The sequence below is a fragment of the Methylomonas koyamae genome (genome assembly GCF_019669905.1).
In the GTDB taxonomy this organism is placed as follows: Bacteria; Pseudomonadota; Gammaproteobacteria; order Methylococcales; family Methylomonadaceae; genus Methylomonas; species Methylomonas koyamae.
The window spans coordinates 3,938,370-3,956,439 of sequence record NZ_AP019777.1; the positions used below are offsets into that span (position 1 = coordinate 3,938,370).

Here is an 18,070-nt window from a genome sequence, read left to right on the forward strand (position 1 = left end):
GGACTCGAGCGAATTTAGGAGAGCAAACATGCGGCGGCAAATTTATCGTTCGATGTCGGCAAACACCGCGGGAATCGGCCAATTCGCGGTGTGGCTAGGCTGCGTTGCGCTGCTGGCCGGTTGCGCCGGCGGCATGTCGCGTAGCGGCGGCATGCAACTGGCCGGCTGTCCGGTCAACGCCAGCCGCAGCGTCGATCCGGCGGCAGGCAGCACCCGCAGCGCCGAAGAGCAGATCATTGTCGATTGCGAACTGCCGGGCATACAGTACGAAATCGGCGACGGCATTTTCTACACCTCGCCGCCGCGCCCGGCCCGGACCAGCGTGTGGCAATGCCGGGTCGGCGGCGGCAAACAAATGGCCTTCGACGCCGCCAACTTGCAGAAGGTGGAAAACGTCTGGAAAGGTTGTGCCGAAGCCGGCGATAAGATTGCCCAAACCTATCTCGGCGAGTTCTACGAGCGGGTCGCCGATTACGCCAATGCCGCCATTTGGTACCGCAAGGCGGCCGAGCAAGACTATCCGCGCGCCCAGGCCAACCTGGGTTTCCTGCTGGCTAAAGGCCTGGGAGTTGCCAAAGACCCTGCTGCGTCGGACGAATGGTACCGCAAAGCCTCGGGTTTACCGGCCCAAGCTCCCGCAGCGAACGAGAGCGCCGAAACGGCCAAATTGCGTACTGAACTGGCCCAGGCAAATCAATTGCTGGATAACGCTCAAGCCAACTTGAGGCAGAAGATCTGGGAGAAAGAGTCTCTGATGGCGCAGATGATGGCACAGAGAGAACAACAAGCGTCTCACCCCAATCGGGCCGAACAGCTGCGCGAACAGCAATTACGGCAGCGGATTGCCGAACTGGAACAAATAAACAAAGCCGACCAAGACACGATCACCGACCTGCAAAGCAAGATCGCCCAAACCAAAACCGAATTGCGCGGCCAAGGCGTGGAATCCGAAACGACAGCCTCTGCACCGGTCGGCCGTTATTTTGCACTGGTGATCGGCATAGACGATTACACCGCGATGAACCGATTGCAAACCCCGGTCAACGACGCCAAAGCGGTAGCCGAACTACTGCAAAGTAAATTCGGCTTCGCCTCGGTCACATTGCTGCTGAATCAACAGGCCACCCGCGTCCAAATCTGGCATGCGCTAATCGGACTGCGCCAGCAACTGACCGAAAACGACAACCTGTTGATTTATTTTGCCGGCCACGGCCAAAAGGAAGATAGGGAAGGTTTCTGGTTGCCGGTGGATGCCGACAAACCGCCGCACAAATACACCTGGATCAGCGATTACGAAATTGCGGTAAACACCGCCTGGCAAGACATGCGCGCCAGGCACGTGCTGATCGTGGCCGACTCCTGCTTTTCCGGAACGATACGCAACACCGGATTGGTATCGGCAGCGCAACCGACCGTCGCGGCCGGCCAACCCAGAACTATTATCGAGCTGAAATCGTCGTCGATATCGCGCAAATTCCTGACCTCGGGCGGCGACGAACCGGTGCTGGATAAAGGGCGCGGCAACCATTCGGTGTTCGCCGCCGCGTTCATCGATTTTCTAAAAAACTACAACAAGCCCGAACCGCTCTCGGCCGACACGATTTACGGCCAGATCGAAGCAGCGGTTTACGACCAATCGTCCCGGCTCGGCCATCCGCAACGGCCGCTGTACGGTCCGATTCAAGGCGCCGGCGATGCGGATGGCCAATTTTATTTTCGGCCCAGCTTGCGGACTGCAGAGAACCGGGCCTTAGCCGGGTCGGGGAGGTACTGAATGTTCGAACAAAGCGATCAAAAACTCTCGGCCTGGGTCGGCGCCGTCGCGGCCGGCGCCAAGATTTCGTTCGAACCGCCCGGCGCGCCGGCCGCCGAACCGACCGTGGTGCTGTACCTGCTCGATTTCAAACGCCTGACCTCGACGCCGGCCGCACGCAGCCCGCAGCCGCAATTGCTGTTGAACTATCTGGTCACGGTACAGGCCGCCGATCAAGCCGCGGCGCATAAATTGTTGGGAACCTTGGTCGCCGCGGTCGTACAACAAACCGAATTCGAATTCGAGCTGGCGCCGCCGTCGCTGGAGACCTGGCTCGCTTTCGCCGCCAAACCGGCGCCGGCCTTTACCATCAAACTACCGGTGGCGCTGCCGGTAACCGAGCGGACGCCGCCGCGCATCAAAGCGCCGCCGCAAGTCAGAATGGGCCCGGTCGCCACCTTCAGCGGCCGCCTGCTCGGCCCCGGCGAGATTCCGTTGGCCGACACCGACGTCGAATTGGTCGCCGCCGGCCGTTACACCCGCACCGATGCCGCCGGCAATTTCAGCTTTGCCGGCATCGACCCGAACCAACACAAACGCGGATACCTGATCCGCGCCAAACGACGCGAGTTGCTAGTGGACACCGCTAATCCGACTCAAGACCCCGTAGTAATACATTTCGAGCAATTGGAGATCTGACATGGCTACCTATCTGACACCGGGCGTTTATATCGAAGAGCTCTCGACCGGATCGAATTCTATCGAAATGGTGGGATCCGAAGTCGCCGCTTTCCTGGGCGTGGCACCCGCCGCCAACAAACACCTGAACGAAGCCTTCGCTTGCAACAACTGGCAACAGTTCGTCCGCGAATTTACCGCCGAGGACAGCGAGAGTACCGACCTGGCCCGGTCGGTTTACGCCTTCTTTTGTAACGGCGGTTCGCGCTGTTATGTGGTCAATGTCGGTAAAGGCGGCTCGGTGGTCGGCGACGCCCGCAAGCGCACCGGCCTTTATTGCCTGGAACCGATCGACGAAATCGCCATCGTCGCCGCGCCCGGTTACACCGACAAAACCACGCAAGAGGCATTGAAAACCTTTTGCGAAACCCGGCAAGACGTAGTGGCCATCCTCGACGCAGCGCGCGATGCCGAAAAGAACATCGACGCGCTGAAACAAGTCGGCAGCGAAGAAGCCAGCGACGCCGCCGCCAAACCGGCCGACGCCCCGGCCGTGAAAGGCCTGTTGCCGAGCGGTTCCGACCGCGGCTTCACCGCACTTTACTTCCCGTGGGTGGTCGCCGCCGACCCATTGAATCCGGCGCAAAAAGTGGCGACGCCGCCGTCCGGCTTCATGGCCGGCATCTACGCCAAAACCGACGTCCACAAAGCCCCGGCCAACCAGGTCTTGAACGGCGCGCTGGGGTTGACCTACATGCTGACCCACCAGGAACAGGGCGAATTGAACCGGCTCGGCGTCAATTGCATCCGCTCGTTTCCAACCTCCGGCATCCGGGTCTGGGGCGCCCGCACCTTGAGTTCGCGCAGCGAGTGGCGCTACGTCAACGTCCGCCGCCTGTTCAACTCGGTCGAGGAATCACTGGCCAAAGGAACGCTATGGACCGTGTTCGAACCCAACGAACGCATTCTGTGGAACTCGGTGGTACGCAACGTTTCGGCCTTTCTGACCCGGTTGTGGCGCAGCGGCGCCTTGAAGGGGGCGACACCGGAACAGGCCTTTTTCGTCAAATGCGACGCCGAAACCAATCCGCAGGAAGTCATCGACGCCGGCCAACTCATCATCGAAATCGGCATCGCGCCGGTCAAGCCGGCCGAATTCATCATCTTCCGCATCGGGCAATGGGCCGGCGCCACGCCGGTAGAACCGCAAAACGCGGCATAGATCAACAGCGACTAAGCAACCAGGAGAACGACCATGGCAGAAGCGGAGATTTACCGTAATTACAACTTCATCCTCGACTGGGGCGGCCAGAACGGCGCTTATTTCACCGAAATCGACGGCCTCAGCATCGATGTCGAGACCATCGACTACCGCGAAGGCGGCGCCGCGCCGGCGGTGCGCAAACTGGAAGGCCGGGTCGCCTACGGCAACGTGATACTGCGTTGGGGGGTGTCCGAAAACAAGGATGTGTGGAACTGGCTGATGCAATCGATGCGCGGCAAGGCCGACCGTCGGGAAATATCGATCATTTTGCTGAAACCTTACGGCCAGAGCGAGGAAGCCACCCGCTGGAACCTGCATAACGCCTGGCCTTGCAAATGGAAAGGCGCTCGGCTGGAATCGTTGGGCCAGGGCGTGGCGATCCAGACGCTGGAAATCGCCCACGAAGGCTTGGAACAACGCTAAACGGGAACGGCTATGCGACGCACGCTGCTGATTCATCTGGGACATTGGCTGCAAAGCTGGGGCAATCGCCTGGTCGAGCGCTATCAGCCGGCCGGCGAGATGCCGGTTGCGCCGGAGCCGGAATCGGCGGCGACAGGTTCTGCCGGCGCTGCGCCTGCGCATTGGGTGGCGCTGGTCAAAGACGAAGCGCCATGGTTGCTGGAAGATTACGCTTGGCCCGACACCGACGCTTACCAACCCCCGACCGCACCCGGCACCGAATCTCTGGCCGATCCGGTGCGAAGCGAAGCCGAAACCGGCCCGGTTCCAAGCCACCGCAAACCGAGCCGCGCCGCAACGCCCGCGGCCAGCCAAGCGCCGCAATCGCCGGTTTCGCCAGCGTCCGCCACACCGTTAGCCGGCCACCGGCCGCCGGCGGCAACGGCAGCCGCGCATCGCCGCAGCCAACCGCAGCCGGTGCCGGCATCGGCCAACCCCTGGTTGCATTGGGACGAGCCGGCCAACCGCGCCGAGCGATCCGCACTGCCGGTCGCGCATGCCGCAGCGAACGCCAATCGGGCCCGGCCAAGCGAAACGGCGCGGCCCCGCCCGCCGGCCGGCTCCAAATCCGAACCCATTTCGGCCAAAACGGATGCACCAGAGCAGACAGCCGCCGCTCGGCAGCGGCTCGAAAGCCGCACGCCGCAGACGCCGGCTGCGGACCGCAAGCAACGCCTGCTGGCCGGCGCTCGGCTCGGCGCGCAACCGGCGCCGCACCCGAATCCGGTCGCAACGGAGCCGACGCCGAATCCCCGGCCATTCGCCGGCCCAGCGCAAGCCGAAGGCAACCCGGTAAGGCAAAATCCACCGGCCGGCCACCGCCGCTTGATTGCCCGGGCCGCACCGCCGCCACGTCCGCTACCGACCGAGCCGCCCCGGACCGGTGCCGTACAGCCGGCGCACCCGGCCGCATTCGCTCACAAGGCACCGCCGCTAGCGCGGCCTAGGCTTAACCCCGCCGTTCCAGCCCAGCCGGTACAACCGCGCATCTCGGAGAGTATCGAAGCGGCGAAACCCACAGGCTGGCAGCGCCAGCGCTGGCCACAATTACCGGACGAAGCGGCGGATCGCGGGCCAACCCAAGCCCGGCACTGGCCGGAATTGCCGGATCAACAAGCCGCAACCGGCCCACAACCGCAGCAATACGCCGAGCCATTGGCCCGCGAACTGGAGCGTAACCGGCGGCTGGCGCGCGAACAAAGGGGGTTGGCATGGAACGAGTAGCGTTTGTACTGGAACACAGCGGCGAACAACTGCGTTGCCTGTTAAACCCGGAAACCCTGGTGATGCGCCGCAAAGCCGGCATTCAGCCTCGGCAATCCTCGGCCGCGATCCTGACCGGCCACGGCCTGGCCGACGATTGCTATATCCAGACCGGCGGCGGCACCACCACCTTGGAGCTGGACTTGCTGTTCGACATTAATATCGCCGGCTCGACTATCGGCAGCGAGGACGTGCGCGACCTGACCCGGCCGTTCTGGAATCTGGCCGAAAACAACGCCAAAGCCGGCGGCAGCGGCCAAGTGCCGGTGTGCCGCTTCGTCTGGGGCAAAAGTTGGAACATTCCCGGCGTGGTTACCGCGGTGGCCGAACGCTTGGAACATTTCAACCAGGACGGCGTGCCGCAACGCTCCTGGTTGCGGCTGCGGCTGTTGCGGGTCAACGAACCGCCGGCGCCGGCCGACGCCGATTTTTCCGAAGCGATGGATATCGAGAATTTCACTTATCCCGGCAACGCGCCGCTGGCCGAAGGCGGTTTGCAAGTCTTGATCGCCGCGGCCGAAACCGAAATCGAAAACGCCGAAGCCGGCGATAGCGGCAGCGAGCGGCCCGACCTGCTGTCGTTCCAATATTTCGGCGATCCCGGCCGCTGGCGGGAATTGTTTAGCCATACCTTCGTCGCCGACCCGTTAAACATCGCCCCCGGAACCGCGCTGGAAATCGGTCCGGCCGCCGCCGAGCAATAGCCATGGAAGCGCTGCTGACGCCGCCGCAAGTGCAGATCGAATTGGCCGGCAAGCCGTTGGCGGCCGGCGACGCCCAATATCTGACCGAATTGAAAGTCAGCGAACGCCTGTCGCTGCCCAGCCAGTGCGAACTAGCGTTTCAAGGCCTGCCGGATTTGCTCGGCGAGCTGGCCGCTACCGCCGCCGGCAGCGCGTTGACCGTCCGCATCGGCCGCGACCGCAGCTTGTTTCAAGGCAGCGTAACCGCGCTGGAATACGAATTTGCGCCGGCCAACCATCTGGGCCTGCGCATCCGCGCTTACGACCAACTGCATCGTTTACGGCTGCGCCAGGCGCCGCGCAGCTACGTCGATCTGACCGTGACAGAGTTAGCCGCCACCTTGGCCGCCGATCTGGACCTTAGGGTCGCAGCCGACGAAACCGGACCGGTGTGGCGGCTGATCATGCAACACGAGCAATCCGATCTGGAGTTGCTGGCCGAATTCGCCGAACGCGCCGGTTTGTATTTCCATTTGCGCGATTCGGTATTGCAATTCTCCAGCCTGGCCGGCCGCCCCGCCACGGCGGTGTTAAAACTGGGCGAGAATCTGTTCGAGGCCAGAATCGAAGCCAATAGCGGCCAACGCCGGCAGGCGGTCACCAATCTGGCTTGGGATCCGTGGCAGGCCGCCGCCCGCAGCGGCCGTGCCGACACGGCCCGCCGACCGGCCGGCGCCGAATCCGATTTTCACGCCGAACCGGGCCCGGAATTCACTTCGACCGACGATAGCGTACAGGACGACAACCAGGCCGAAGCCTTCGCCCAGGCGCAGTTGGACCACAGAACCGCGTCCGCAACGACGTTCCGGGGTGTCGCCGCCGGCGATGCCGAGTTGATGCCCGGTCTGGCGGTACGGCTCGACGGCCTGCCGGGATCGGTAAACAGCCAGTACGTGCTTAGCGCCGTGACCCACCGCTTCGACAGCCGCCAAGGCTACATATGCGAACTGGATTCCGCGCCACCGCCATTAAGGCCGCGCAAACGCGCCACGCTGGCCACGGTCGGCGTCGTTACCAGGGTCGACGACCCGGACGGCCTGGGCCGGATCAAGGCCATGCTGCCGTCCTACGGCGACTTGGAAACCGACTGGATCGGCGTGGCCTGCGCCGGCGCCGGCAAAGGCAAAGGCCTGCTGCTGTTGCCGGGGCTGGGCGACAAAGTGTTGTTGGCGCTGATTCGGGAAGACCCGGCCCAGGCCATTGTCATCGGCGGTTTTTACGGCGACAGCCCGCTGCCGGACGACGCTGTGGTCGACGCCGATATCGGGCGTTATTTTCTGGCCACGCCTGGCGGCCAACGCATCGCGCTGGACGATGCCGAGCGCTCGATTCGCTTGCACACCGCCTCCGGCCAACGGGTGGAACTGCAGCCGGACAAAATCCGCTTGCAACTGGATTCCGGCAGTTTTTTCGAACTGGCCGACGACGCTACCCGGCTGCACGCCGCGGCCGACCTGGAAATCGAGGCACCCGGCCGCACCGTGACGATTCGCGGCCGCGCCATTAATTTCGAGCAGAAATCATGAAACTGTTAACCGAAGACGCCACGCTGGTCTGCGCCCACGAACTGGGCTTGGTCGGCATTGTCCCGACCCAATCTTTCGTGACGGTCAACGGCCGCCGCCTGCTGGTCGAAACCAATCCCGAGCAGCGGCCGATCGTCGGTTGCCCGAATGCCGGCCCGGCCATCAAACCCTGTACCAGTACGCTGGCGGTCAAACACGGCTATTCGAGCTGGATCAGAGTCGGCGGCAAACGGGTTTGCCTGGACAGCGTGACCGGTTTGACCGACGGCACCCCGCCCGGCACCGTGTTATACAAAGTGCGCCAGCCGGGCCAGAACTTTGTGGAGGAACGCTGATGCCCAACGCAGCCAGATACCGGGCCTGGAGTTTCGCCCATCCCGATTTCCAACAAGCCGACGAGCCGGCCGGCCTGGAAATCGCCGCCGGCGGCGGCATCCGCATGGTCAGCGAGGATTTGTCGGTGCGCCAAGCTATATTGCTGCTGTTGACCACCATCCCCGGCGAGCGGGTGATGCGCCCCGACTACGGTTGCAGCTTGGACAAACTGGCCTTCATGCCCAACGACGCCACCACCCACGGCCTGGCGATCCATTTCGTGCGCCAGGCCTTGGAGCGCTGGGAACGGCGCATCGAAATTCTGAAACTGGACGCCGGCAGCAATCCGGACGACCCGACCCGCATCGACATCGTGCTGGATTACCGGGTACGGCGGACGCTAGGCCGCGACCGATTATTGTTCGGCTACCCACTCGTGGCAGGTTAACCATGACTTATTTGACGCCGCCCAACCTAGACGACCGCCGCTTCGCCGATTTGCTGCAGGAAGCCCGCGACCGCATTCGCCAGCAATGCCCGGACTGGACCGACCTGAGTCCGAGCGATCCGGGCATGGTGTTGCTGGAAACCTTCGCCCATCTGACCGAGATCATGATCTACCGCTTGAACCGCTTGCCGGAAAAAGCCTACATCGAGTTCTTGAACCTGATCGGCGTACGGTTACAACCGCCCGCCGCTGCGGTCACCAGATTGGTGTTTTCCTTACCCAAACCGCTCGGCCATGCCGTGGAAATCCCGAAAGGCGTGCGCGTGACGCTGGGCCGGGCCGGCTCCGGCCGGGAACCGCCGATTTTCACCACCAGCGAGGCGGTGACCATTCCCGCCGGCGCCACCAACGCCGAAAGCGTGGCCTACCACTGCGATTGGGTGCGCGGCGAATTGGCCGGCAAAAGCAGCGGCCTGCCGGGCTTTTTCGTCAACGCCAAACGGCCGCCCATCGTCGCTCCGAACCGCGACGGCCTGGATCTGGTGGTGGCCGTGGAGGCCGGGCCGGACGAAATCGAAGACCATACTGCGGCCCTGGAGTACGACGGCAAATCCTACATCGTCTGGCGCGAAGCCGAGAACTTCGCCAATCCGGGTTCGGACGGCCGGGTTTATCTGGTCGACCGCCTGACCGGGAAAATCATGTTTACGCCGGCGCTGCGGCTGCCCGATCCGGCCGGCGGCATGACGCCGCTGCAAACCCTGGCGCAAATCCCGCCGGCCGGCCGGGAAATCCGGCTTTGGTACCGGCGCGGCGGCGGCGCCGAGGGCAATCTGGCGGCGAACACGTTGAACACGCTGAAAGATCCCATCGTCGGCGTTGCGGTGACCAACCCGGAACCCGCCGCCGGCGGTAAAGCCGCGGAAACGCTGGAAAACGCGTTGATCCGCGGCCCGCAACAAATCCACTCGCTGGAGCGGGTGGTCACGGCGCGCGATTACGCCTTGCTGGCGGTGCATTGCTCCGGCGCGGCCAACCGGGCCAAAGCCTTTACCCGCGCCGACATCTGGAGCCACGCCCGGCCCGGCACCGTCGAAGTCTTGATCGTGCCCAACCTGCCGGCGCCGGACGACTACAGCGCACCGCTGACCGCCGAACAACTCTATGCGCTGGAAAGCGAGGAAGCCAGGCTGCGGATTCAAAACGCACTGGCCGAACGCCGGCCGCTAGGTACCGAATGCCAGGTCAGTTGGGCGCGCTACAAAAACGTCACAGTGACAGCGCAAATCGTCACCCACCGCGAGGAAGATCCGCAAAACTTAAAAGACCGCCTGCTGCGCAAACTGTACCGCGGCATCAATCCGATAGAAGCCAACTCGGCGCAACCCTGGCCGTTCGGCCAACCGTTACGCGTGTTCGACGTTTATAAAATCCTCGGCGACGACCCCGGCGTCAAATCGGTCAACGATGTGCGGCTGTCGGTCGAACATGCCCCTAATGCCGATGTCGGCGCGCTGTGCGCCGACGCCTTCCAGAGTAGGACCTGGTATTCGGCCACGCCGGCCGGATTGTTCCGCTCGTCGAACGACGGCGAGGGCTGGGAATTGATCGAAGCGTTTGCCGGCGAAAAAATCGACGCGATCAAGGCCTGGCCGAAAGAAGCCGGCGCCGACCCGAGCCATGCCGGCTTGCTGGCGATCAGTTCGCGCCTGCACGGCAGCGCCAGCCGGGTCAGGGTCTCGCTCGACTGCGGCGAAAGCTGGCTGGATTACGTGCAGACCAATTTTTTGGTGGAAGACATGGCCTGGGTCGAGCGCGACGCCAAGCTGGCGCTGTTGCTGGCCACCGAGAAGGGTTTGTTCGAACTCGGCGTGCCTTGGGACCCGGCGGCGGGTCCGAAACCGGTTCAGTTCGATGCCGAGGACAACGAAATTCCGTTGTACGCCGTCACCGTCTCCGCCGACCCGTCGGGCTTGGTCAACGTGGCGCTGGCGGCCGGCAATAACCGCGGCATTTACCTGTCGAACAACGGCGGCCGCGCCGGCAGCTTCAGCGCCATCGGCTTGAAAGGCGAGCTGGTCCGGCTGCTGGCGGTGCAAAACCAGGGCGGACATAGCTATTTGTGGGCCGGGATCGGCGCACCGGGGACAGACCCCGGCAAAGGCTGCTTCCGTTGGCGGCTGACCGGTACCAGCGATAACAACGAAGGCTGGAAAGGCTTTCAGGCCGGCTGGCAAGCCGGCAGTTGCAACGGCCTCGCCTTCGTCGGCGAAGAAGTATTCGCCGCCAGCCAGCGCCTGGGGGTATTGAGCCTGAACACCAATTCCGCCGCGCCCGCCTGGAAAGCGCCGGACGCCAAATGCGGCCTGCCGGTGCGCGATGTGGGCCGGTTCCAGGCTGTCGACGCAATTGCCGCCGCGCCGGCCGGCAAAGCGCCGTTAATGTGCGGCGGCGTGGAAGGGCTTTATCTGCGCGGTGCGGCCGGCGACTTCCGCAATTGTTCCGCCGACAGCTTTCCCGACATCGTCACCGTGCCGTGCAATTGGCTGCTGTGTTCCGGCGCCCACGCACTCGAAGTGGTCAGCGAAGATGAAACGTCAAGCGATTGAACGCCTGCTGCCGGGCATATTCCAGCGCGGCCTGGCGCCGCAGACGCCGCTGTTCGCCATTCTGGAGATCATGGAAGCGCTGCATGCGCCGGCCGAAGCGATGCTGGAAAACGTCGAAACCTGCTTCAACCCGTATCTGGCCGACGAACGTTTCGTGCCGATGCTGGCCGCTTGGGTCGATCTGGACCGGCTGGCGCCGTTGTCCGCCGCCGGCCGCCCGAACGGCGCAGCGCCGATTTCCACCGGCTTCGAGCGCTTGCGCGAACTGATCGCGTCGGCCACCTTGCTGTCGAAATGGCGCGGCACCGCCTACGGCCTGAAATTGTTTTTACAAACCGCGACCGGCGACGCCGGCTTCGAATTGCGGGAAAACGCAACCGCTGACGGCAGCGTGCGGCCGTTTCATTTGTGCGTGTTGGCGCCGGAGCGGTTGCGCCGGCACCGCGGATTGATCGAAAGAATAGTGGACCAAGAAAAGCCGGCGTATGCGACCAGCGAAGTCTGTTTTGTCGCCGACGGCGACGCCTGATGCCGCAATCGGGGAAACGCGCTTGAATCTGCCCGCCACGCCGATGTTGGCAACGGCCGGGCCTTATTCGCTTTACATCAACATCAGTGGAGATAACTACAATGACCGCAATCGTCAGTATCAAACAAGCGTCAGACAAGGTGGGTTGCGACAGCAACGGCAACGGCAGTTGCAAGTTTTTCGTCACCAATGCCTACAACGACCGGCAATTGCTGCTCAAAGCCCGGATCGTCGCCGGCAGCGGCGCGGACGAAAAGTGGTTCAGCTCGATTCAGGCCGGGGCCAACGCCAAACCTACCGCCGGCGCAATTTCCACCGACTGGAAACTGGCGCCGAGCGCGACCGAGGAAGTCTCGGTCAATTTTCAAGTCCCGAAATCGGTGGCCGACGGCAAATACAGCTTCCATTTGCAGGTGTTTTCGGTGGACAGGCCGGACGACGACTTCAAGGACGGCGAGCCGGTTTATTTGCAAATCCAGAACGCGGTGGCGCCGCCGCCCCTGCCCAAACCGTTCCCTTGGTGGATCGTGGCGTTGGTGCTGGTGGTGCTGTTGACGGTCGGCATCGGGGCTTGGCTGATGATACCGACCGACGACAACGGCCCGGTGGTCGAAAAAGCCAAAGTTCCGGATTTGAAAGGCATGATTTGGGACGAAGCTCAGCAACGCCTGAAGCAGGCCGGCCTCAGTAAATTCGAAACCAGCTTTAAATTCGATCCAAGCAAGCGCGATCCCATCGTGCTGGATCAATCTCCCGCGGCGGGTTCGGCGGCCGAAGCGGAAACGACGGTATCCGTGGTGTTGAGTTTTCCAGGTATCGCGGTGCCGGACCTGAGAGGCAAATCGCTGCTTGCTGCAGCGCAAACCCTGTCCAACAACAACCTGGCGCTCGGCGAAGCCAAATCGCAACCGACCGATGCCAAACCGGAGCAAACCGTGATCGATCAAAACCCTGCACCCGGCCAGGCGGTCGACAAAGGTACGCCGATCACATTGACGGTGGCAACCAAACCGACCAACCCCATCATCCCCTGGAACCCCAAACTGTTCGAGTTGATGACCAAACAAAAGCAAATCTTCAAAGTCATGCCGCGCGGCATCGAACCGGCGGAACAGTAAAACGGATTGAATTTCGGAGTCTCGATCGATGGAGCAGAACAAAGGCGTGATTATTGGCTTGGTTTTGTTGCTGTGCCTGTTTGCGCTGGCGTTGGCTTTGGGGTTTCGCCCGCGAGCCAACGACAAACCGGCCGACGCCCGCAGCCGAAACCAGGAGGCCTCGCGCCTAAGCAAGGACAGTTGGCTAAGCGGGATGGACGACCTGCTGGCGCCGTTGGCGCCGGCGGTCAAGCCGGCCGAAATTCAGGCGTTGGATAACCATTGCCGGCGCGACGGCGGTACGTTGTCGCTCAGCGCCGGCTCGTCCTGTCTGATCAAAATTTCCCCGGCCAAAGCCGAACGCAGAACCTTGCATCTGCGCGGCGCCAACAATTACCAATTGTTGATTCCGGTCGACGCCGGGGAGGCTTGTCCGCAAAATTCGGCGCCGGTCCGAGTCCGGGTCAAATTCGAATTGAACGAAGCCGATTCGAAGTGGGAAGAACCGCTATGTTGGAAACCGGCCCGTGATCCGCAGCATTTCAAGGCGCCGGTGTTGGCGAAAGGCGCCAATTTGACGCTGACCTGCGAAACCTGTAGCGATGGGCAAACCGCGCGCTTGGCCTTGGAATAAGCTCAGGCCAGCGCCCGGTCCACCCGCAAGGCCTTGACGATGGCCGGCAGCGAACCGATCAGCAACACCAGGCTCCAGATCGCACCCAGCACGCCGATCACCAGCGCGGCGATGCAATCGGTGATGCTGACCAGAAAACTCGGCACCAGGCCATGCAGGAACGTGACCAGGAAATTCGCCAGCAACGCGGTCAGTATCAGCAGCACCAAGCCCTTGTTCTGTAGGAATTGCTGTTGGGCAGCGACCAGAAATCCGCAAAAACCCAGCTTCAACAGCATGATCAGCGCCAGGGTGGAGGCCGCTGCGGCCTTGGCAAAATCGGCGAATCCGGCGAAATACAGCGCGGTGCCGAACGGCACCGCCAACAGCAGCGATACCATGATCCCTAACAAAGCGATAGCGGACATAATCATCCCAATCGATGCGATCAAACTGAGCAGACCGACGATGAAGGTTGCGATCCCTTGAATCCGGCCGTGGATGCGTTCCGGCACCAACAGCGACACGCCGATCAAACCCACGGTGTACAGCAACAGGCCGTCGACCAAGGCCAAGTAGCGAATGCCCAGCCCCGGCCGCGCCAGATCGCCCAAGGGTTTCTGCCCGTCGGCCTTAGCAAAATCCAGAAACGACGCACCGATGTCGATAAAAAACGCCAACGCCAGCAGCACCAGCGCGACGGCAAAAAACGGCTTTCTCATGGTATCCAGCATAGCGTCACCTCGTTAGCGTCTGCGCCCATTCGCGTACAGGCAATATACACCCAAACCGGCGAGTTTAAGGCGGCTTTGCCGAACGCGTTTTCCAGAACCTTACCGCTCCAGGCATGGTGAATATGCACCGGCCCAGGCAATCCCGCCGGCGAAATCAACCAAGTGCCGCCGGGATATTAAGCGGAAGCCGCGGGTTGCAGCTCATTCGAATCGGGCATTGATTTTGCCTCTCGCTTGCTAGCAGGGCATTTACTGCGCATATTTATCGCTAAAAACCGGCGGCTTCTGACGCTGCCGGCCTTTCCACCACTCGATACAATCCATATCGCACCATGGCCATAATTACCGAAACCGAGCTAAAAGCTAAGTTACATTCATCCGGCTGGACATTTCACGACATCTGCGCGATCAAGTGCGTAAATGCGCCATTCGAAGTCTTGGATTCGCTGATGCCGAAACTTTACGCCGCCACCGGATTCGATAAGTACGAACTGTTCCTGGAGGATATCGACGACAGCAGTACGTCCGATCCGGGAGAAATTATCTTCGATTACACCTGCTGGGACGTCTATGTAAGAAGGAACGCGGACTCGGAAACGGCCATTAGCCAAGCCTTGGCGGTGTTATGCGATATCGATGGCTTTCTCGCGCGCCACTGTTAGCCGAAGCGACTAGGGCAATGCATTCAATGCCGAAGTTTGGATACTGCCCAGCAACTCCGTGATTTGCTCGTCCAGCATAAAGCGCAGTTCCCATTCCAGCACCCAATCGGCCGGCAAGCTGTCGATCCGATGATGTTCGACATAGCTTTGCTTGAGCTGGGCTTGGCGTTGCGCCGCCTGTTTGGCGCTATCGTGCCGCTCGCCTTGCAATATCTGCGCAGTCTGCTCCAGCGCCTGCGCCAGCGCCGCATCGAAACCGAGGCTGTGCTGCTGCAGTTGCTCCGGAAACCGGCCGAATTGCTGGCCGCTTAACAAGCGGTAGCGTTTTCTGATCTGCAATAAAGACGACAAGCGCTCCGCATCGCGAATAATCGCCCGCAATGCCGCGCGCTCGCGCAGCTTGTCCGGCAGGCGGGCGTCCGGTTCCAACACGGCGTGGGCCAGCAGGTCCTGCGCTGCGGCCAAATCCTTTTCCGCCGCCAAGCGTAGCGGCAGCGTATAACTGATCAGATGGCCGGGATCGGGCAGGCGCACCGTGAATTTGGCCAAGGTGCGCAATGCGCCGATGCAATGCCGCCGCGCCAATACCGACGAGCGTCGCGGCCACAGCGCATAATCGAGCACGCCCATCACCAGCAAGCCCAGCAATATGCCGATGACCCTATCGCGCGGCAAATACAAATCGGTGACGGCGCCGAAATCGTGCAACACGAACAAGGCAAAGGAAAAACCGAGCTGGCGGCCCAGATAAGCGATGCGGTCGCTGCCGGCGGTGATCCAGGCCGCCAGCGCCCAGAACGGCGTCGTCGCCAAGGTAAAACCGATCACGGTGTCGAACTGCGCTTGCAACACCAACACGTAAACATAGGCGCACAGCCCGCCGATCGCGGCGCCGGAGATGCGCAACAACGACAGCCGATAATCGGCGCCGAGACTGGTCTGCGCCGCGACCAGGCAAGTTGGGATCGCGGTGTTGATATCCGGCCAGTCCAAAGCTTGCACGATCAGCATGCACAGAATCGCGCCCAGCGAGAATTTGATGCCGTATTGCAGACTGTCGGCGTGCTCGGCCCAAAATGAGTAATCGAGCCAGGCCGGCCGCCATTGCGCTATTGCCTCGTCGCCGATTTCGGCGGTTTTGCGGCCGGTATCGGCTTGGTCGCGTTGCAATTGGCCGGCCAATACCGCTATCCGTTGCAAGGCGCGCCAGAAAGCGGTCATCAGCGACGGCTGGCCGGCTTGGGAATAGCCGGCCAATATGGCTTCGTCGAGCGCGACTGCGTCGGGATTGGCGCCGGAACCGGTCGCCGCCGCCAAGCTATGTCGCAGCCCAACGCAAGCGTTTTGCAACGCCAGATACACCGCCAATTTTTCCGGGCTGAGCGGTTGGGCGCGATAATCGGCCGTGAGGCTTTGATCCAGCCAGACCGCCAACTGGCGTAGGCCGTCGATCTCCAACAGCAAGGCCAGGTAGGTGTCGTGCTGTCGGCGCATGGCCGGATGCAGCAGTTCGGCATGGCCGAGCAGCGCTCTCAGCTTGGCGAACTGGCCGCCGGCCGCCGGCTTGTGCGGCGGTTTTTGCTGCCCGGCGACGCCGGCATCGGCCAGACGGCCGCCGAATATCGCGGCCACCGCCGCCAGCTCCTCGGCAAGACCCGCAACTAATAATCGGCGCGGGTCCTGCGGTTTGATGCTCAGATGCACCAGCGTCCAAGTGCCCAACCCGAGCATGCCGATGATCGGGATATTCCATAAGGCACTGTGGATGGCGGCGGCGGGCGCGGTCGGGCTGTATAACACCGGAATCGAATACCACAACGCAATCCCGGTCGGCCAAGCGATCAGCCGGGCATGGAACAAGGCCAGCGCCATGACCACGAACGACAGACTCAGCAGCAGCCAGGGATCGTTGCCGGCCAACACCAAAGTCAATACCGCGATCAGCACGGTAACGAACAGGTAATACAACTGGCGCAAACCGAACGCCAACGATTGGCCGGCGTTGGCATAGGCGTCGTAGCTAAGGCAGACCAGAATCGCCAATGCCCCCAACGGCGGAATGTGCAGGGTCTGGCTGGCCAGTGCGATGATCAGGGTTACGGCAAACAAGCGGGCCGCCGCGACCCGGCGGCCGGGAAAGTCTTTCAGTTCGGCGCTCAGAAATTGCGCCAGACCGGTACCGAACCAAAACCGGCTATGGCCGGAATGGCCGTCGTGTGGCCTCATTGCGGCGTTTGCGCGGTTTGGCTATCGCTAGCCGCCGGGCGGTCCAGCACGGTGACGAAGGCGGTCATGCCCATCCGCAACGGCCGCGCCGGGTCGCGCTCGAGAATTTCTATCCGCACCGGAAACCGCGAGGCCAGCATCACCCAATTCAAGGTCCGCTCTACCTCTGGTAACACGCCCTGCTGTTTGACGTTGTCCGGCGAGTTGGCCCAGCCGATGCCGGTGACCACGCCGCGAAAGCGCTTGCCGGGATAACCGACCAGGAAGACTTCGGCCTCCTGGCCAGGCTGGATAGCCTGCAAATAGGTTTCCTTGAAATCGGCGATGGCATACCAATGGCGGTCGTCGACCAAGGCGAACAACTGACTGCCGACCTTGGCATATTCGCCTTCTCGGGTGTTTAAATTGGTGACGTAGGCGGCGAACGGCGCCCGCACGAAACAATATTCCAAATCCAGTTGGGCGGCAGTGACTTGGGCCTTGGCCGCTTCGACCCGGGCGTTGATATCGCCGACCTGGGCAATCAACGATTGGGCGCGGCTGCTTTCGCTTTCGGCTTCCGCAATCGCGCTGGCCATCGCCTGCTCTTTGGCCACGGCGTCGGCCAATTCGGCGCGCGACGCATCCAGCCGGGAACGGGCCTGACGCAGCTGGTCGCCGGTCACGTATTGTTTGTCGGCCAGCGGTTCCAGTTCCTGCAAACGGTGGTGCAGATACTCGTCCTCGGCGGTGATGCGTTTGATCTCGGCCGCCGCCGCCGCGCGTTGGTGGCGCAGGCGTTCGACCGCGCTTTGCGCCGAGCTGCCGGACGCCCGTCGCGATTCGACCTCTTTTTCCGCCAACAATAATTCGGCTTTGGCCCGGTCCAATTTGGCCTGGTAAGGCCGCGGATCGATGACGTAGAGCAACTCGCCCTTGCGCACGAACTGGTTGTCTTCGACGTGCAATTCGGTGATGCGGCCGCTGACTTCGGCGGTGATGCCGACGATGTTGGCACGCACCATCGCATCGTTGGTGCGCGGATGCCGGTAATTGATGCGCCAGACCATGCTGCCGGTGACAATCGCGCCCAGTACGATCAAAATGCCGAGGATGCGGCCGATCAGAACCCGGCGTTGCGGAAGATCGGGATTTTGCGGAGTTTCCAT

17 protein-coding genes are annotated in these 18,070 nt (G+C 62.2%); 14 read left to right on the forward strand and 3 right to left on the reverse strand.

The window, feature by feature from the left end; genetic code table 11:
• Positions 1–28 precede the first annotated feature (28 nt).
• From MKFW12EY_RS17655 to MKFW12EY_RS17715, 13 genes are all read left to right on the forward strand, one after another.
• Positions 29–1,774: a caspase family protein gene (locus MKFW12EY_RS17655; RefSeq protein WP_054763282.1), complete on the forward strand. Its 1,746-nt coding sequence runs from the start codon at positions 29–31 to the stop codon at positions 1,772–1,774.
• The gene (locus tag MKFW12EY_RS17660) at positions 1,775–2,452 is read left to right on the forward strand and encodes a hypothetical protein (protein WP_054763281.1); all 678 of its coding nucleotides are present in this window, start codon (positions 1,775–1,777) and stop codon (positions 2,450–2,452) included. It abuts the gene before it with no gap.
• A gap of 1 nt (position 2,453) precedes the next feature.
• The gene (locus MKFW12EY_RS17665) at positions 2,454–3,653 is read left to right on the forward strand and encodes a phage tail sheath family protein (RefSeq protein WP_221053488.1); all 1,200 of its coding nucleotides are present in this window, start codon (positions 2,454–2,456) and stop codon (positions 3,651–3,653) included.
• A 33-nt stretch (positions 3,654–3,686) separates the two neighbouring features.
• Positions 3,687–4,118 (forward strand): phage tail protein, encoded by a 432-nt coding sequence (locus tag MKFW12EY_RS17670; RefSeq protein ID WP_054763280.1) that lies wholly within the window; start codon positions 3,687–3,689, stop codon positions 4,116–4,118.
• A gap of 12 nt (positions 4,119–4,130) precedes the next feature.
• Entirely contained in the window at positions 4,131–5,381 is a 1,251-nt protein-coding gene (locus MKFW12EY_RS17675) for a hypothetical protein (RefSeq protein WP_221053489.1), read from the forward strand.
• Positions 5,369–6,124 (forward strand): CIS tube protein, encoded by a 756-nt coding sequence (locus tag MKFW12EY_RS17680; protein WP_221053490.1) that lies wholly within the window; start codon positions 5,369–5,371, stop codon positions 6,122–6,124. The genes MKFW12EY_RS17675 and MKFW12EY_RS17680 overlap by 13 nt, the downstream gene beginning before the upstream one ends.
• Positions 6,125–6,126: 2 nt before the next feature.
• On the forward strand, positions 6,127–7,689 hold the full coding sequence (locus MKFW12EY_RS17685; RefSeq protein WP_221053491.1) for a contractile injection system protein, VgrG/Pvc8 family: 1,563 nt from the start codon (positions 6,127–6,129) through the stop codon (positions 7,687–7,689).
• Positions 7,686–8,024 (forward strand): hypothetical protein, encoded by a 339-nt coding sequence (locus tag MKFW12EY_RS17690; RefSeq protein ID WP_054763687.1) that lies wholly within the window; start codon positions 7,686–7,688, stop codon positions 8,022–8,024. The genes MKFW12EY_RS17685 and MKFW12EY_RS17690 overlap by 4 nt, the downstream gene beginning before the upstream one ends.
• Complete coding sequence (locus tag MKFW12EY_RS17695; protein WP_082410017.1) at positions 8,024–8,452, forward strand: GPW/gp25 family protein; 429 nt, start codon at positions 8,024–8,026, stop codon at positions 8,450–8,452. Before MKFW12EY_RS17690 ends, MKFW12EY_RS17695 begins: the two co-directional genes overlap by 1 nt.
• Positions 8,453–8,454: 2 nt before the next feature.
• Positions 8,455–11,061, forward strand: coding sequence for a putative baseplate assembly protein (locus tag MKFW12EY_RS17700; protein ID WP_221053492.1), 2,607 nt, complete (start codon positions 8,455–8,457; stop codon positions 11,059–11,061).
• Entirely contained in the window at positions 11,042–11,590 is a 549-nt protein-coding gene (locus MKFW12EY_RS17705; RefSeq protein ID WP_054763419.1) for a phage tail protein, read from the forward strand. The genes MKFW12EY_RS17700 and MKFW12EY_RS17705 overlap by 20 nt, the downstream gene beginning before the upstream one ends.
• A gap of 101 nt (positions 11,591–11,691) precedes the next feature.
• Positions 11,692–12,708: a PASTA domain-containing protein gene (locus MKFW12EY_RS17710; RefSeq protein WP_221053493.1), complete on the forward strand. Its 1,017-nt coding sequence runs from the start codon at positions 11,692–11,694 to the stop codon at positions 12,706–12,708.
• Between the two features lie 28 nt (positions 12,709–12,736).
• Positions 12,737–13,321 carry a hypothetical protein gene (locus tag MKFW12EY_RS17715; protein WP_054763422.1) on the forward strand — a complete coding sequence of 195 codons (585 nt, stop codon included), beginning with the start codon at positions 12,737–12,739 and terminating at the stop codon, positions 13,319–13,321.
• A gap of 2 nt (positions 13,322–13,323) precedes the next feature.
• Here the strand turns inward: MKFW12EY_RS17715 and MKFW12EY_RS17720 are convergent, their stop codons facing one another.
• Complete coding sequence (locus tag MKFW12EY_RS17720; RefSeq protein WP_082409960.1) at positions 13,324–14,034, reverse strand: hypothetical protein; 711 nt, start codon at positions 14,032–14,034, stop codon at positions 13,324–13,326.
• 332 nt (positions 14,035–14,366) lie between these two features.
• Between MKFW12EY_RS17720 and MKFW12EY_RS17725 the strand changes: the two genes are divergently transcribed.
• On the forward strand, positions 14,367–14,696 hold the full coding sequence (locus MKFW12EY_RS17725; protein WP_054763423.1) for a hypothetical protein: 330 nt from the start codon (positions 14,367–14,369) through the stop codon (positions 14,694–14,696).
• Between the two features lie 9 nt (positions 14,697–14,705).
• On the opposite strand, the gene MKFW12EY_RS17730 is transcribed toward MKFW12EY_RS17725, so the two are convergent.
• Both MKFW12EY_RS17730 and MKFW12EY_RS17735 read right to left on the reverse strand, forming a co-directional pair.
• Positions 14,706–16,922, reverse strand: a complete 2,217-nt coding sequence (locus tag MKFW12EY_RS17730; protein ID WP_221053494.1) for an FUSC family protein — start codon at positions 16,920–16,922, stop codon at positions 14,706–14,708.
• Positions 16,919–18,070: an efflux RND transporter periplasmic adaptor subunit gene (locus MKFW12EY_RS17735; protein ID WP_221053495.1), complete on the reverse strand. Its 1,152-nt coding sequence runs from the start codon at positions 18,068–18,070 to the stop codon at positions 16,919–16,921. Before MKFW12EY_RS17735 ends, MKFW12EY_RS17730 begins: the two co-directional genes overlap by 4 nt.